A 15,020-nucleotide genomic window follows, 5' to 3' on the forward strand; every position below is an offset into this window, starting at 1 on the left:
CCTTAAAATAAATAGACTCATCGGGATTTACTCAGTTGCCACCTGCCTGCAACTCAAATTATTTAGGGCACAGAATTGGTAATTCTAACGGATCTGTACGACGGTTTATAGCAAGTTGGCTGTATTTATAGCGCTATCTCGACGAATAGCGCTATAAGTTGCATTTACCCTGAGGTGAATCTTTAGATTAATAAGGCCACAAATGCTGAACCAGCAACTGGACACTACGATTACCGCGATATTCATTAATATCAAGTTTATAAGCCAGCTTGACTTCACGCACACTGCTATCCGGCCATAAGGTGGTATCAATATTAAAAGCAATACCATCCAGCAAAGGCCCGCCGTTTAGCGGTTCAATCATAAGTTTCAGGTGGCGTTCACCCACCAATCGCTGCTGTAAGATGCGGAATTTGCCATCAAATGTCGGTTCAGGGAAGGATTGCCCCCACGGGCCACCATCGCGCAGCAACTCTGCCGTTTCCAGTGATAATTCGTTGCCTTTCAGCTCACCATCAGACCAAATCACACCTTCTAATTGCGAAGCGTCCATCCATTCACCGACTAAATCAGCAAAGCGCTGGCGGAACTCATCGAATTTATCCTGTTCCAGCGATAGCCCCGCCGCCATTGCATGACCACCAAACTTCAGCATCAACCCAGGGTTCAATGTATCGAGACGCTCAAGTGCATCACGCATATGCAAGCCCGCCACACTGCGCCCGGAGCCTTTCAGTAAGCCGTCGCCCGCCGGGGCAAAAGCAATAACCGGCCGATGAAAACGCTCTTTAATACGAGAAGCCAGAATCCCCACCACACCCTGATGCCATTCGGGGTGATACATCGCGATACCGTAAGGTAATTCAGTGCTGGTGCGCTCTAATTGATCACATAGCTGCAAGGCTTCAACCTGCATCCCCTGCTCTATCTCACGCCGTGTCTGATTCAATGAATCGAGATCGATTGCCAGTGCGCGTGCTTGAGCAATATCGTCACTTAGCAGCAATGCAACCCCAATGGACATATCATCCAGACGGCCGGCTGCGTTGAGGCGCGGGCCGAGAGAGAAACCCAGATCGTTTGCTGCTAGCTGGCGCGCATCGCGGTTAGCCACTTCCAGCAACGCGCGAATACCCGGCCGACACTTACCCGCCCGGATACGGCTTAGCCCCTGATGCACCAAAATCCGGTTATTGGCATCCAGTGGCACCACATCTGCCACGGTGCCTAGCGCGACTAAATCCAGCAATTCAGCCAAATTCGGCACAGCTAACGCACGTTGCTCAAACCAACCGCAATCTCTAAGGCGGGCACGCAATGCCAGCATCAGATAAAAGGTGACACCCACCCCAGCCAGTGATTTGGAGAGAAAATCACAACCAGCCAGATTGGGGTTAATGATAGCCTCAGCCGCAGGCAAGGTTTCCCCTGGCAGGTGATGATCAGTGACCAACACCTGAATACCCAAGGCATGTGCCAAATCCACCCCAGAATGAGAGGAAATGCCATTATCCACCGTGACAATCAGTTCCGCACCACGGGCAGCCACCTGCTCAACCACTTCAGGACTCAACCCATAGCCATCTTCAAAGCGGTTGGGTACCAGATAGTCGATATTGCTGCCGCCCATGCTGCGTAATGCGAGCACTGCCAGCGCGGTACTGGTGGCACCATCGGCATCAAAATCACCGACAATGACAATCCGCCGCCGGTCAGCCAACGCTTGCTGCAACAGAGTAACACCGGCATCAATGCCATCCAGTTGCTGCCAGGCCAACAAGCCTTTGACACCCCGCTCCAGCTCTTCGGGGCTTTTTACACCCCGGCTGGCATAGAGGCGACGCAGCAACGGGGGCAAGTGTGCGGGCAAATGGCTATCATCCACCGCCTCACGGCGGCGAAGTTGAGTTTTCAACGTCACGAGTGATTAACCCGCCGCTTTTGAAGAAGCCTGATGTGCATTAAGCATCTGCAACATCTCTTTCGGCCCCTGGTATCCTGGAACGATAGTGCCATTTTGCAGCACGATAGCTGGAGTGCCCTGAATACCGAACTGCACACCTAGCTGATAGTGTTTGCTGATATCGATTTTGCAGGTTGCGGGGGAAACCGCATCGCCTTTCATGGCACCACTGAAAGCTTTATTGCGATCAGCCATGCACCAGATAGAACGCATATCTTTTTCTGCCTGAGAGCTTAAGCCCTGACGCGGGAATGCCAGATAACGCACGGTAATGCCCAGCGCGTTGTAGTCTTTCATCTGCTCGTGCATTTTACGGCAATAACCACAGGTGATATCGGTAAACACGGTGATAACATGTTTTTCCTGCGGCGCTTTGTACACAATCATTTCACCGCTCAATGCTTCTAATTTCTTCAGCAATATCTGGTTGGTGACATTGACAGGCTGGGGACCACTGACATCGTACAGTGGCCCCTGCAACAGATGTTTACCGTCGGCCGAGATGTACAGCACACCGCTTTCGGTCATCACCGTGCTCAAGCCCGGAATGGGTGATGGCAGGATATCCGCTTGCTGAATATCTAACTTTTTCAGTGTCTGTTGAATAGTGGCATCATCTGCATGAGCCAACCCCGTGAGTGCAGCGATTAACATCGGCAGCAGCAATAAACTTCGTTTCATTTATTAATCCTATCTCTTTCCACATTACATCTGTTTTCTGCAAAACCTGTATTTTCTACAAAGCAAAAAAACTATGCGCGTGGATGATGCTGTTGATGTAGCTGTTTCAAACGTTCTGTAGCTACATGTGTATAAATTTGGGTTGTCGACAGATCACTGTGACCCAGTAACATTTGTACTACCCGTAAATCTGCGCCGTGATTCAGCAAGTGCGTAGCAAAAGCGTGCCGTAATACATGAGGGGAAAGCCGCTCACTATCAATACCGGCAAGGATCGCATAGTGTTTAATGCGATGCCAGAAAGTCTGCCGGGTCATCTGCTGACTACGGTTACTGGGGAACAGCACATCCAGCGACTGACCATTAATCAGCCACGGACGCCCGTGTTCCATATAGTTCTCAATCCAGTACACCGCTTCTTCGCCCAGCGGAACCAGCCGTTCTTTATTCCCTTTACCAATGACTCGAACCACACCCTGACGCAAGCTGACATCGCTGATAGTCAGCCCAACCAGTTCAGACACTCGCAAGCCGGTGGCATAGAGCACCTCAAGCATGGCTTTATCGCGCAATTCTAAGGGGATATCAACATTGGGCGAGTTGAGTAGCGCATCAACCTGCGCCTCACTTAAATCTTTAGGTAAGCGCTGCGGCAATTTAGGTGACGATAGCAGCGCGGTCGGATCATCCTCACGCAACTTTTCACGGTATAAATATTGGAACAAACGACGCATGGCGCTCAGCAAACGGGCCGAACTGGTGGCTTTATAACCGCCCTCAATGCGCTCCGCAAGGAAGGATTGCAAGTCCTGCGGTACTGCGCGCAATAAATCACTACCGTGACATTCTAACCATCCAGTTAAAGCATGTAAATCCAGACGGTATGACGCCAGTGTATTCTCGGCCAGGTTTCTTTCCAGCCATAAGGCATCAAGAAACTGCTCAATCAGCGGGTTATTTTGCTGTTGCATGGCTGTTTCTCTCTTTGATTGATCTCAATAGCCATTATGCCTGATGACAGAACAAATCTGGTACACTCGATGCTATTCCTTATTAGTAATGTTATGGCTATACATCATGAAGATTGGTCTTTTTTACGGCTCCAGTACCTGCTATACCGAAATGGTGGCAGAAAAAATCCGCGACATTCTTGGTGAAGAACTGGTTGATTTGCATAACCTGAAAGATGTCAGCCCTCGCCTGATGGAAGAGTACGCCATCTTGATTCTGGGTATCCCCACCTGGGATTTCGGCGAGCTACAAGAAGACTGGGAGGCGGTCTGGCCGCAGTTAACGCAGCTTGATTTGAAGGGAAAGATTGTTGCTATGTATGGCATGGGTGATCAATTCGGCTATAGCGAATGGTTCCTGGATGCTCTGGGCATGTTGCATGACCATATTGCACCGCTGGGTGTGAAGTTTATCGGCTTTTGGCCAACCGAAGGGTTTGAGTTTACCAGCCCAAAACCGCTCAGTGCTGATGGCCAACATTTTGTCGGGTTAGCGTTAGATGAGGTTAACCAGTACGATTTAAGCGAACAACGTATCGAACAATGGTGTGATCAGATTTTGTTAGAGATGGATGCGTTGTTGTAATCGAATATAGCGTTGCAACCCAGATAATATCGCTGTCGTTAGCGAAACGGGCACCTGATATGCCCGTTTTTGTTGCTGAAATTTATCTTATTTCCATAAACGGAACGCGCCTGTGGCCTTACTCTCGGCAGATATCGATGCGTTTAACATCGGTTCAATATTGGGTTCGGAACACGTCTGCGCGGTGAAACGCTGCGGATTTGCCACCTGATACCAATCCAGCCTTCGGGTCAGCAACATCACCGCCGCCAGTATGATAAACAGCAATCCTGAGCCTAATAACAGCGCGTTATCCTCGGATTGCAGCAGCCCATATAATACGCCGTACAATAACAACAGACCGCAGGCAAACAGCGCACCACGCAGCCAGCCCCCCAATACCGCACTCAAATAGATGGCAATCAAACTGCTGCAACTCAAACTGGCGATAACATAAGCCATTGTGAAACCAAGATGCTCGGAGAACGCCAGTAACATGAGATAGAACAGCACTAGCGCTGCACCGACTAACAGATATTGAATGGGATGCACGCGTAATGACGTCAGGCTTTCAAACAGGAAGAAGCTAAAGAACGTCAGGCCGATAAACAGAATGGCATATTTGATAGCCCGCGCCGTCAATTGATAATGATCAACCGGTTCAATCAGGCTGGTCGTGAACGCTGGTAATTCATCAACATCGAAACGCACACTATCAGCGGCAAAATTAATGTTCATGCTGTTAGCCAGCCAGTTACTGCTCCAGTGCGCGCTAAAGCCGTTTTCATCAACCTTGCGCTGCATTGGTAAAAACTCACCGACAAAGTTCGGATGTGGCCAGTTACTTTGCAATGTCAGCTCACTGCTGCGCCCAACAGGAACTACCGACAGGCTGTTAGTGCCGGTCAGGGTCATGTTAAAATCAACATCAAACTTACCCTGCTGCACCTGCTCTAATGTCAGTGGCGCATGGACACCTTGAGCTGCCCGCCCAAGAAAAGCCCCTGGCTCGAAATTAATTTTAGTGCTGCCAATATTTAGTGGTGAAATCTGTTGAATGCCGCGAGAGTCACTTAGCGCCAGCACCAGAGATGGCGTACCGATAATCACCCCTTCACGGTGTAAATCACTTAGCGAAGAGGGTTCAAATTGCCCGTGGAAATAGAGTTCGCCCTGATAAACCTGCGCTTTATAAATACCTAACTGGCGAACCTCAACATCCGGCGCACCCTTTACCGTCATGACTTCAGGCAATAAATAACGATGACGACTGACTCGTTGCCCTTGCTTCTTGCCATCAACTTCACTTTCAACCCATTCGCTGTATGGCACCACAATCAACGGGCCGAGGATCTTCTGTGATCGGCTGGTACTGTCACTGACTTTATCGATCACACTCTGACGATAACCGCTGCGTTCATAGATGGCATTCAGCAGCATCTCTTTGGGGATCATCATCAACAAAATTAAGCCCAGTAACGTGGCAAGTTTCCAAAACAGAACAGATTTGAACATGATATGCACTCCTTTTAAGATCAGGAGAACAGCTTAAGAGAGTGAAGTGAAAGGAGAATGAGGTTATGTGAAGTGAAAGTGAAGTCAGCCGTTCAAGGGGCATCAATAGGTAGCATCAAACGGGCGCAAACCCCTTGTGGCAAGCGGTTTTCCAACTGAATACTCCCTTGATGGATAGCGATAACTTCACGCACAAAATTCAGCCCTAACCCGGTACTTTTTGGGCTATTGGCACGCGGTAAGGAATAAAAACGGTCAAAAATTTTATCTTGGGCATAAACAGGGATACCACTGCCATTGTCTTCAACGATAATAAGATATTCGTGATCCTGCCGCGTACCACTCAGGATCACATCCCCCCCAATGGGGGTGAAATCCAGTGCATTATCAATCAGATTGGTCAACGCCTGGCTAAGTAATAACCCATCCCCTAATAATACTGCACGGTCAGCACAGACTAATCGCAAGGTGATGCCACGGCTGACCGCCTGCGCCTCTTTAGCGTTGAAGGCTTGTTTGAGTATATTACTGATATCCAAAGACAATAGTTGTAAATCGACCCGACTCTCAAGCCGCGCTTGCACCAACATTTTATCGACTAATTGCCGAATGCGTACGCTTTGCTGCTCAATATTCGTTAGAAAACGTTGCGCGCTAGCGGGTGGCGGCGATTCGCGCAGTAGCTCTGCGGCCCCCGTAATGGCGGCCAGCGGGCTTTTTAGCTCATGAGTCAGCGTGTGAACATATTGTTCAATATAGGCTTTACCATCCAACTTCAGGCGCATACTTTCCAGCGCATGGGCTAAATCACTCAGTTCACTGCTGCCCATCGCTGGCAACGACGCCGGCAGCCCCTCGGCGACTCGCTCAGCGTAATCCACCAGCTTGCCGATAGAGCGGTTAATCCACCACACAAATACCAGCCCAATCAACAGAGCAATACCCAGTAATACGCCGCCAGCCAACAAGATTTTACGTTCACTGCGCTTAATCACCGGTGCCATTGAGATATTGGGTTTACCCACACTGAGCACGCCAACAATTCGGTTCTCAACTATGACCGGAGCGGCCACATACATCACCGAGCTTTGTTCATCATTGGGGTTGGTACGGGTACTACGTGCGCCATACTCACCACGCAACGTCAGCCAAACATCATTCCAGCGCGAATAATCTTGCCCGACAGCTTTACCTGATGAATCAAATATCACCCGCCCATCGGCATCAGTCAGATAAACCCGATATTCATTACGATCCTTACGGATACCCTCAATATTGGCACCAATTGGCCGCAAATTAAGTGAAGAAAAGGCTTGTGCCAATTGACCAACCGCCACTTTATTTCGCACCATATCCTGCCGGGCAAACTGTGCCAGCAACGTCGCGGTATCCACCAGCGTGCCTTCGGTTGCACGCCGCACTCCGGGTTTAACTTCTTGTACGAAAATACGAATAACAAAGTAACCGGCGATGGCGACGATAAGGAAGTAACCCAGCAGTAAACGGATGCCAATCTTCATTAACCGCAGCTCATAGCGAATAACTTAGGCTATAGCCCAGCCCGCGATGGGTGAGGATTGGCGACTCTTCATCGTGAATCATACGCAGTTTTGAACGCAGGGTTTTGATGTGGGTATCGACGGTGCGATCCTGGCTCTCTTCTGCTTGTGCCCAAACAATATCCATCAGTTGCTGGCGCGAAAATATGCGCTCGGGAGCCAATAACAATGTTTTCAGCAACAGATATTCATAGCGGGTTAACCCTAAAACTTGTTGATGGTAAGTCACCCGCACGCCAGCTTCATCCAGCGTGAAATCACCGAATTGATGCAGCGAGGCAGCCGCAGGTAGTCTTTGGGATTTTTGTAAGCGGCGCAGCACGGTACGCACTCTGGCACTCACTTCGCGCGGCGAGAAAGGCTTGGCAATGTAGTCGTCAGCCCCGATTTCTAAACCAACAATTCGATCCAGTTCTTCGCTGCGAGCAGTTAAGAACACCACCGGCAACTCCGGTGCCAACGCTAATATACGGCGACATAAATCAAAACCATTAATATCAGGCAGCCCGACATCAACTATCGCTAAGGCCGGTGGGCCATTAGCCAGAGCAGCAAGTGCAGGTTCCCCCCGGTCAAACCATCGAAGGGTAAAACCTTCACTTTCCAAACTATAAATTAGCGTGTCAGCAATACTTGGCTCATCTTCTATCAGCCAGATTAATGGCTTCATAGACTTTCTCCGTCATCAGAGCCAAATGAATACCGTAGCAGCACACATAACTGCCGCCACTCATCTTCCGACATGCTGTCGGCAGCCAGCCATAAACGTTTACGCGTCGAACAGCTACTGACCTGCTGTAAATTTAACAACACGCCATAATGGGTGATCCACGGCTGTTTGGTCACTTTCCATTCGTGCCTTTTCCATAGCACTAAATTGCCGGATTTTAACCTGATTTCGCCCTGACAGGACGTGATTTTCTTCTGGCTGCGGATACACTCAAACACCACCAGCGTCAGTAACACCAGCCATAAAGCGATGTACCCCTGCGGCCAGGGTGCCACCAACGTTAATATGACCAATACACCGTGTGCTAATAAAGAGAAGAGTTGAGTATGCCAGGATACCCGCAGGTCACATCGCCACTGGGCCACGGGCTTTATTTCGTGTTTGAATTAGTTTGACCATCTGACGCAGATCACTGTCCTGCGGCTCCCCGTGATTCATCAGCCAGTTGAATAAGTCTGGATCATCACACTCAAGCAAACGAATAAACACACATTTCTCATGTTCACTCAAGCCATCATACTCATATTCAAAAAATGGCATGATAGAGATGTCTAATTCACGCATCCCACGGCGGCACGCCCAATGGATACGGGCTTTATTATCAATTTCCATGTCCTGATTGACTCCTCAATGTAAGGATATTGTCCAAATCGGGCCGGTATTTTGCACCCGACTCAGCGCGTTATTATGCCTTGTAGCTAACGGAAAGATTACCCCGCCAAAGTGCAGGGTTAAGGCGCTAAATGCGTAACAGGCGCTGCTTTTTTAAGCATCATCTACACCCTGCCACGGAGTATGTGGTTATTGTACCTCAGATATTGGCAAACATTACTGAATCAATGGAATAACTGCTTGCAAAGCTAACCGGCTATTTTACCATTGGGGTATCAGCTCACTGCACCTCATTAGCAGGTGCTATTTATCGGCAGGTATAGCATGACATATAATACTCAGTTCACTGCACAACCACCGGTCGCCTCTTCCGGGTTGCCATTAACACTAATCTCTCTCGATGACTGGGCGTTGGTCACCTTAACCGGCGCTGACAGAGTCAAGTATCTGCAAGGTCAGGTGACCGCAGATATAGACGCCCTGCCTGCTGACCAGCATGTCCTTTGCGCCCATTGTGATGCCAAAGGGAAGATGTGGAGCAACTTACGGTTGTTCTATCGCGGCGAAGGTTTAGCCTTTATTGAACGACGCAGCCTGTTGGATAGCCAACTGAGCGAGCTAAAGAAATACGCCGTATTCTCCAAGGTGGTGATAGCACCACAGCCCGATGCCGTACTGTTGGGTATTGCCGGTACAGCAGCTAAAACGGCGCTGGCAGAAGTGTTCACCGAATTGCCAAGTACCGAACACCCGGTAGTGCAACAGGGGCAGAGTACGCTGTTGCATTTCTCACTGCCCGCCGAGCGTTTTCTACTGGTAACCGATGTAGAACAAGCACAGCAATTAGTGGCGACGTTATCTGGTCGTGCGCAATTTAACAACAGTAAACAGTGGCTGGCGCTGGATATTGAGGCGGGCTTCCCAATTATTGATAGCGAAAGTAGCGCGCAGTTTATTCCCCAAGCGACCAATATTCAGGCATTGAATGGCATTAGTTTCAGTAAAGGTTGTTACTCGGGGCAGGAAATGGTTGCGCGGGCAAAATACCGTGGCGCAAACAAGCGTGCGCTCTATTGGCTGGCAGGTCATGCCAATCGTGTCCCCGCCGCGGGTGAGGATTTAGAATGGCAGTTGGGTGAAAACTGGCGACGTACCGGTAGTGTACTGGCAGCGACTCAACTTAGTGATGGCACCGTGTGGGTGCAGGCGGTATTGAATAACGATCTGGATGCAGGCAGTGTGCTGCGGGTGCGCGATGATGTCGAGAGTGTGCTGACTATCCAGCCGCTGCCTTATTCACTGGCCGAAGATAAATAATATTTGCCTGTAATACAGTGAGGCCGGTTATCCGGCCTTAATTCATGTCACAAAAGCATCAAACGTATAAATAGATCGCCATAAAGTGGCAAACACTGCCAGCCAACACAAAACCGTGCCAAATGGCATGGCCGAAGCGGATACGTTTAGAGGCATAAAAAACCACGCCCAAGGTATACAGCAAGCCACCGAGGGTCAGCAATGCCAGCCCACCCATTTCAAGTTTTACCGCCAGTTGGTAAATCACAATCAGCGATAACCAGCCCATCGTCAGATAAGTCACCAGCGACAGCACTTCAAACCGGTGCGCGAAAGCCAGTTTAAATATCACGCCGAACAGCGCCAGCCCCCAGATAACCGCCATCAAACCACGGGCGAGTGGCGAATCCAACCCAACCAGTAGAAACGGTGTATATGTTCCGGCAATCAGAATGTAGATGGCGCAATGGTCAAACTTTTGTAACCACAATTTCGCCTTGCGGTGTGGAACCGCGTGATACAGCGTTGAAGCCAGAAACAACAAGATGATACTGCCACCATACAGGCTATAACTGGTCAGTGCTTTCGTATCGGCTCCGCTATCAACCGCTTGTACCAGCAGTAATACCAGCCCGATAATGCCAAATACCACACCAATTGCGTGGCTGATACTGTTTGCTATCTCTTCCGCCCACGGATAAACCGGTGTTGTGGCAAGCGTTGGCGCGACCAAAGTAGCCGATGACACTGATTTGTTCTTCAATACTGATTATCCTGCATATATATTATTATCTCACCCGATGAGCGGCACTGCGGCTTGCTAATCGCACAAAAAAACCACACTCAGGTTAACTGAGAATGATTCCAGTGTACACGTGTAAGCTTAAATATTCCGTCAGTAGATGTAACCCGCCATGTCTGCGGATCAATATGTTAGGTGAGAACGCGAAAGTGATAGTTAAATAGGCACCTGGTGGGATGGTAATCGCGTTATCACATTGATATCAGAGTGCTACTGTTTCTCTTTCATATACCCGATATCGACGATATAGAGTGAATATCGGGACAATACCGCCCCTATTCATTTGCCCCCTGCCATATCCAACACACTGCCAGTCACGTAAGAGGCGCTATCTGAAAGTAACCAGACAATCGCTTCTGCCACTTCTTGCGGATGCCCGCCCCGCTTCATCGGTAACAAACCTTGTACCCGATCAACTCGCCCAGGCTCCCCGCCGCTGGCATGCATATCGGTATAGATAAAGCCTGCCCGCACGCCATTAACTCGAATGCCTTCGCCAGCAACTTCCAGTGACAAACCGGTGGTCAGAGTATCAATAGCACCTTTAGAGGCAGCATAATCAAGATATTCCCCCGGCGCGCCCAAACGTGCAGCCGCAGAAGAAACATTAACAATCGCACCGCCACGACCACCATGACGCAATGCCATACGTTTGACCGCCTCACGACTACATAAGAAGTAACCGGTCACATTGGTAGATAGCACCCGATTGATGCGCTCGGCGGTTAGCCCTTCAATGCAGGTTTGCGGAAACAGGATACCGGCATTATTCACCAGTGCGCTGATTGGCCCAAGTTGGGCTTCAAGCTGTTCAAATAGCGCCACAACCTGTAGTTCGTCGGCAATATCCGCCTGTAGCGCGATCGCCAACCCCCCTGCGGCGGCTATCTCTGCCACCACCTGCCGCGCCGCCTGCTCATCGTTGATATAATTCACCGCAACCCGATAGCCATGTTTTGCCAGCAGCAATGCAGTCGCGCGACCAATTCCCCGGCTTCCACCAGTCACTAATGCAACTTTCTTATGCATATCCCTGCTCCATACTTAGCGGTGTATTTTTCCCAAATTAACACACCCGGCGACAAAATAATAAACCAGGCAAAAGGGCCGCTTGCGCGACCCTTTGTTATTTACAGTAAGGATTGTTCGTCTATCCAAAGTCATTGGCGTTACGGCAAGACTGCGCGCAACCGATTTGAATAGCATTGATGCTCGCCCGCAGGGTGAGCATCATTAACACAGCTGCAACGTCAAGAACGAAGGATATAATCACTGATAGGTACGCATGAGCAGAACAAATTACGGTCACCGTACACATCATCCAGACGTTTCACGCTCGGCCAGTATTTATTCTCCATCACACCAGCCACCGGGAATACCGCCAACTCACGGCTGTACGGATGCTGCCACTCACCGACCAGCTCAGCTTGAGTATGCGGCGCATTCACCAACGGGTTGTCTTCCAGTGGCCATTCACCACGAGCCACTTTCTCGATTTCCGCGCGGATAGCGAGCATGGCGTCGATAAAGCGGTCTAACTCAACTTTACTTTCTGATTCAGTCGGTTCCACCATCAGCGTGCCCGCCACCGGGAAGGACATGGTTGGCGCATGGAAGCCGAAGTCGATTAAGCGCTTGGCGATATCCATCTCGCTGATCCCGGTCGCTTCTTTCAGCGGGCGGATATCCAGAATACATTCGTGCGCCACGCGGCCACCGTGGCCGGTATACAGTACCGGATAAGCTTCTTTCAGGCGGGTCGCGATATAGTTGGCATTCAAAATGGCGACCTGACTGGCCTGTTTCAGCCCATCTGCCCCCATCATGCGAATGTACATCCAACTGATAGGTAAAATTGACGCACTGCCAAATGGGGCCGCCGAAACCGCGCCTTGTTGGGTTATCATACCGTCGATTTGTACCACACTGTGGCCCGGAACAAACGGTGCTAAATGTGCTTTAACACCAATCGGCCCCATACCTGGGCCACCACCGCCGTGTGGAATACAGAAGGTTTTATGTAAGTTCAGGTGAGAAACATCCGCGCCAATATAGCCCGGCGTGGTAATCCCCACTTGTGCATTCATGTTCGCGCCATCCAGATAAACCTGACCACCAAACTGATGCACAATTTGGCAAACTTCACGAATGGTTTCTTCATACACGCCGTGAGTCGACGGGTAAGTTACCATAATACAGGACAATTTATCCCCCACGTCCTCGGCCTTCTGGCGCAGGTCATGTAAGTCAATATTGCCTTGTTTATCACAGGCCACCACCACTACGGACATCCCCGCCATTTGCGCCGATGCGGGGTTAGTACCGTGCGCAGAGCTTGGGATCAAACAGACATCACGATTCGCCTGATTACGGCTCTCATGATAACGGCGAATCGCCAGCAGACCGGCATACTCACCTTGCGCGCCTGAGTTTGGTTGCATACAAACCGCGTCATAACCGGTCAGTTGCACCAGCCATTGTGACAATTGACCAATCATCTGCTGATAACCAGCCGCTTGCTCTGGTGGGCAGAAGGGATGTAACTCGGCGAATTCCGGCCAGGTGATCGGGATCATCTCTGCGGCGGCATTTAGCTTCATCGTGCAGGATCCCAGCGGGATCATCGCCTGATTCAGCGCCAAATCTTTGCGCTCTAAACGATGCATATAACGCATCATTTCGGTTTCGCTGTGGTAACTGTTAAATACCGGATGAGTCAGAATAGGATCACGACGCAACATAGTATCTTGAATTGATTGACTGTTCTGACTGACTTTGGCATCAAGCAGGTCAATATCCAGACCATGATTATCACCGGCGAATAGGGTAAACAAAGTCTGAATATCTTCGCGCGAGGTGGTTTCATCCAGCGTAATACCCACCGCACCATCAATATCAGTTCGCAGGTTGATACCAAAACTCAATGCACGGGCCAGCACGGTGGCTTTATCTTCGACTTCAACCGTCAGGGTATCGAACCAATTTTTGAAGCGCAGCGTCAGGCCCGCGTGTTGCAAACCGGCAGCCAGAATATCGGTCATGCGGTGAATGCGGCCAGCGATACGCTGCAAGCCTTGCGGCCCATGATAAACCGCATACAAGCTGGCAATATTGGCCAGTAAAACCTGAGAAGTGCAGATATTGGAGTTGGCTTTTTCGCGGCGAATATGTTGCTCACGGGTCTGCATCGCCATACGTAGCGCAGTGTTGCCCGCTGCATCACGCGATACCCCGATAATACGGCCCGGCATTGAGCGTTTAAATTCATCGCGGCAGGCAAAGAAGGCGGCATGTGGGCCACCGTAGCCCATTGGCACACCAAAGCGCTGAGCGGAGCCAAATACGACATCGGCACCTTGTTTTCCAGGGGCGGTCAACAGTACCAACGCCATGATATCGGCGGCAACGCTGGTAATGATTTTGCGTTTTCGCAGATGAGCCAGCAGCGCTGAATAATCATGCAGTTCGCCGGTGGTGCCCACTTGTTGCAGCAGCACCCCGAACACGCCGTCCAGCTCCCGCACACGTTCAGCACGACCAACAATCACTTCAAAACCAAAGGTTTCAGCGCGGGTACGCACCACATCCAAGGTTTGCGGATGCACGTCATCGGCGACGAAGAAGCAGTTCGCCTCTTTCAGTTTACTGGCACGTTTGGCCAGCGCCATCGATTCGGCAGCAGCAGTGGCTTCATCAAGCAAAGAAGCAGAGGCCAGATCCAACCCTGTCAGGTCTTGGGTTAATTGTTGAAAATTCAACAACGCTTCAAGGCGGCCCTGAGAAACTTCTGGCTGATAAGGGGTATAGGCGGTGTACCAACCTGGATTTTCCAGCATATTGCGCAAGATAACCGGCGGGGTCAGCACCGGGCTGTAGCCCATGCCAATATAGGATTTATAGCGCTGATTCTGGCTGGCAATCCCTTTAAGTTCCGCCAGCGCCTGATGTTCCGTGGCAGCATCACCAACTTGTGGTGGGCTTGGCAACTGGATATCTACCGGAACAATCTGTTGGATTAATGCACTTAACGAGCGGGTACCTACGGCTTCCAACATCTTTTGTTGTTGTTGAGCTGAAGAGCCAATATGGCGCTGAATAAAAGCATCGTTATGTTCAAGCTGGCTGAGATTCTGAGTCATGTGCTACAAATTCCTGAATAGGGCATGGGACGGGAAGTTGGACTTATTTCATAAAGCGTATTTTGTAGGGCGTAACTGTTGCAGGCCGTTTGGACTCGGACAGCGCACAGAAACCGGAGCGTACACCATGACCTTGTAAATAATGGCT

At 50.2% G+C, this 15,020-nt stretch carries 13 protein-coding genes; 2 read left to right on the top strand and 11 right to left on the bottom strand.

Annotation, left to right across the window (positions count from 1 at the left end):
- Positions 1-187 precede the first annotated feature (187 nt).
- From recJ to xerD, 3 genes are all read right to left on the bottom strand, one after another.
- Positions 188-1,921: a single-stranded-DNA-specific exonuclease RecJ gene (gene recJ, locus AT01_RS08375; RefSeq protein ID WP_042546808.1), complete on the bottom strand. Its 1,734-nt coding sequence runs from the start codon at positions 1,919-1,921 to the stop codon at positions 188-190.
- A 6-nt stretch (positions 1,922-1,927) separates the two neighbouring features.
- Positions 1,928-2,644 (bottom strand): bifunctional protein-disulfide isomerase/oxidoreductase DsbC, encoded by a 717-nt coding sequence (gene dsbC, locus AT01_RS08380; protein ID WP_042546809.1) that lies wholly within the window; start codon positions 2,642-2,644, stop codon positions 1,928-1,930.
- Positions 2,645-2,715: 71 nt separating this feature from the next.
- The gene (gene xerD, locus AT01_RS08385) at positions 2,716-3,615 is read right to left on the bottom strand and encodes a site-specific tyrosine recombinase XerD (RefSeq protein ID WP_004703419.1); all 900 of its coding nucleotides are present in this window, start codon (positions 3,613-3,615) and stop codon (positions 2,716-2,718) included.
- Between the two features lie 106 nt (positions 3,616-3,721).
- On the opposite strand from xerD, the gene fldB reads away from it, so the two are divergent.
- On the top strand, positions 3,722-4,240 hold the full coding sequence (gene fldB / locus AT01_RS08390) for a flavodoxin FldB (protein ID WP_004703421.1): 519 nt from the start codon (positions 3,722-3,724) through the stop codon (positions 4,238-4,240).
- An 87-nt stretch (positions 4,241-4,327) separates the two neighbouring features.
- Here the strand turns inward: fldB and creD are convergent, their stop codons facing one another.
- The 5 genes from creD to sdhE all read right to left on the bottom strand — a co-directional run bounded on the left by creD (position 4,328) and on the right by sdhE (position 8,635).
- Positions 4,328-5,734 (bottom strand): cell envelope integrity protein CreD, encoded by a 1,407-nt coding sequence (gene creD, locus AT01_RS08395; protein ID WP_042546810.1) that lies wholly within the window; start codon positions 5,732-5,734, stop codon positions 4,328-4,330.
- Positions 5,735-5,826: 92 nt separating this feature from the next.
- Positions 5,827-7,254, bottom strand: a complete 1,428-nt coding sequence (creC, locus tag AT01_RS08400; protein WP_042546811.1) for a two-component system sensor histidine kinase CreC — start codon at positions 7,252-7,254, stop codon at positions 5,827-5,829.
- 10 nt (positions 7,255-7,264) lie between these two features.
- Positions 7,265-7,963, bottom strand: coding sequence for a two-component system response regulator CreB (creB, locus tag AT01_RS08405; protein WP_042546812.1), 699 nt, complete (start codon positions 7,961-7,963; stop codon positions 7,265-7,267).
- On the bottom strand, positions 7,960-8,388 hold the full coding sequence (locus AT01_RS08410) for a protein YgfX (protein WP_042546813.1): 429 nt from the start codon (positions 8,386-8,388) through the stop codon (positions 7,960-7,962). Before AT01_RS08410 ends, creB begins: the two co-directional genes overlap by 4 nt.
- Entirely contained in the window at positions 8,369-8,635 is a 267-nt protein-coding gene (gene sdhE / locus AT01_RS08415; RefSeq protein WP_042546814.1) for an FAD assembly factor SdhE, read from the bottom strand. Before sdhE ends, AT01_RS08410 begins: the two co-directional genes overlap by 20 nt.
- A gap of 324 nt (positions 8,636-8,959) precedes the next feature.
- Here sdhE and ygfZ point away from each other — a divergent pair, with 324 nt between their 5' ends.
- Positions 8,960-9,952 carry a tRNA-modifying protein YgfZ gene (gene ygfZ, locus AT01_RS08420; RefSeq protein WP_042546815.1) on the top strand — a complete coding sequence of 331 codons (993 nt, stop codon included), beginning with the start codon at positions 8,960-8,962 and terminating at the stop codon, positions 9,950-9,952.
- A gap of 58 nt (positions 9,953-10,010) precedes the next feature.
- Here the strand turns inward: ygfZ and trhA are convergent, their stop codons facing one another.
- The 3 genes from trhA to gcvP all read right to left on the bottom strand — a co-directional run bounded on the left by trhA (position 10,011) and on the right by gcvP (position 14,872).
- Positions 10,011-10,694: a PAQR family membrane homeostasis protein TrhA gene (gene trhA / locus AT01_RS08425; RefSeq protein ID WP_086016810.1), complete on the bottom strand. Its 684-nt coding sequence runs from the start codon at positions 10,692-10,694 to the stop codon at positions 10,011-10,013.
- Positions 10,695-11,012: 318 nt separating this feature from the next.
- Complete coding sequence (locus AT01_RS08430; protein ID WP_042546816.1) at positions 11,013-11,762, bottom strand: SDR family oxidoreductase; 750 nt, start codon at positions 11,760-11,762, stop codon at positions 11,013-11,015.
- Between the two features lie 221 nt (positions 11,763-11,983).
- Positions 11,984-14,872, bottom strand: coding sequence for an aminomethyl-transferring glycine dehydrogenase (gene gcvP / locus AT01_RS08435; protein ID WP_042546817.1), 2,889 nt, complete (start codon positions 14,870-14,872; stop codon positions 11,984-11,986).
- Between the last annotated feature and the right edge of the window lie 148 nt (positions 14,873-15,020).

Source organism: Yersinia aldovae 670-83, from assembly GCF_000834395.1.
Classification (GTDB): Bacteria; Pseudomonadota; Gammaproteobacteria; order Enterobacterales; family Enterobacteriaceae; genus Yersinia; species Yersinia aldovae.

Coding starts and splice junctions, on each gene's coding strand:
- creB (WP_042546812.1), bottom strand. CDS start 7,963: ATGAAGCCATTAATCTGGCTGATAGAAGATGAGCCAAGTATTGCTGAC.
- xerD (WP_004703419.1), bottom strand. CDS start 3,615: ATGCAACAGCAAAATAACCCGCTGATTGAGCAGTTTCTTGATGCCTTA.
- fldB (WP_004703421.1), top strand. CDS start 3,722: ATGAAGATTGGTCTTTTTTACGGCTCCAGTACCTGCTATACCGAAATG.
- gcvP (WP_042546817.1), bottom strand. CDS start 14,872: ATGACTCAGAATCTCAGCCAGCTTGAACATAACGATGCTTTTATTCAG.
- creC (WP_042546811.1), bottom strand. CDS start 7,254: ATGAAGATTGGCATCCGTTTACTGCTGGGTTACTTCCTTATCGTCGCC.
- sdhE (WP_042546814.1), bottom strand. CDS start 8,635: ATGGAAATTGATAATAAAGCCCGTATCCATTGGGCGTGCCGCCGTGGG.
- AT01_RS08430 (WP_042546816.1), bottom strand. CDS start 11,762: ATGCATAAGAAAGTTGCATTAGTGACTGGTGGAAGCCGGGGAATTGGT.
- creD (WP_042546810.1), bottom strand. CDS start 5,734: ATGTTCAAATCTGTTCTGTTTTGGAAACTTGCCACGTTACTGGGCTTA.
- ygfZ (WP_042546815.1), top strand. CDS start 8,960: ATGACATATAATACTCAGTTCACTGCACAACCACCGGTCGCCTCTTCC.
- dsbC (WP_042546809.1), bottom strand. CDS start 2,644: ATGAAACGAAGTTTATTGCTGCTGCCGATGTTAATCGCTGCACTCACG.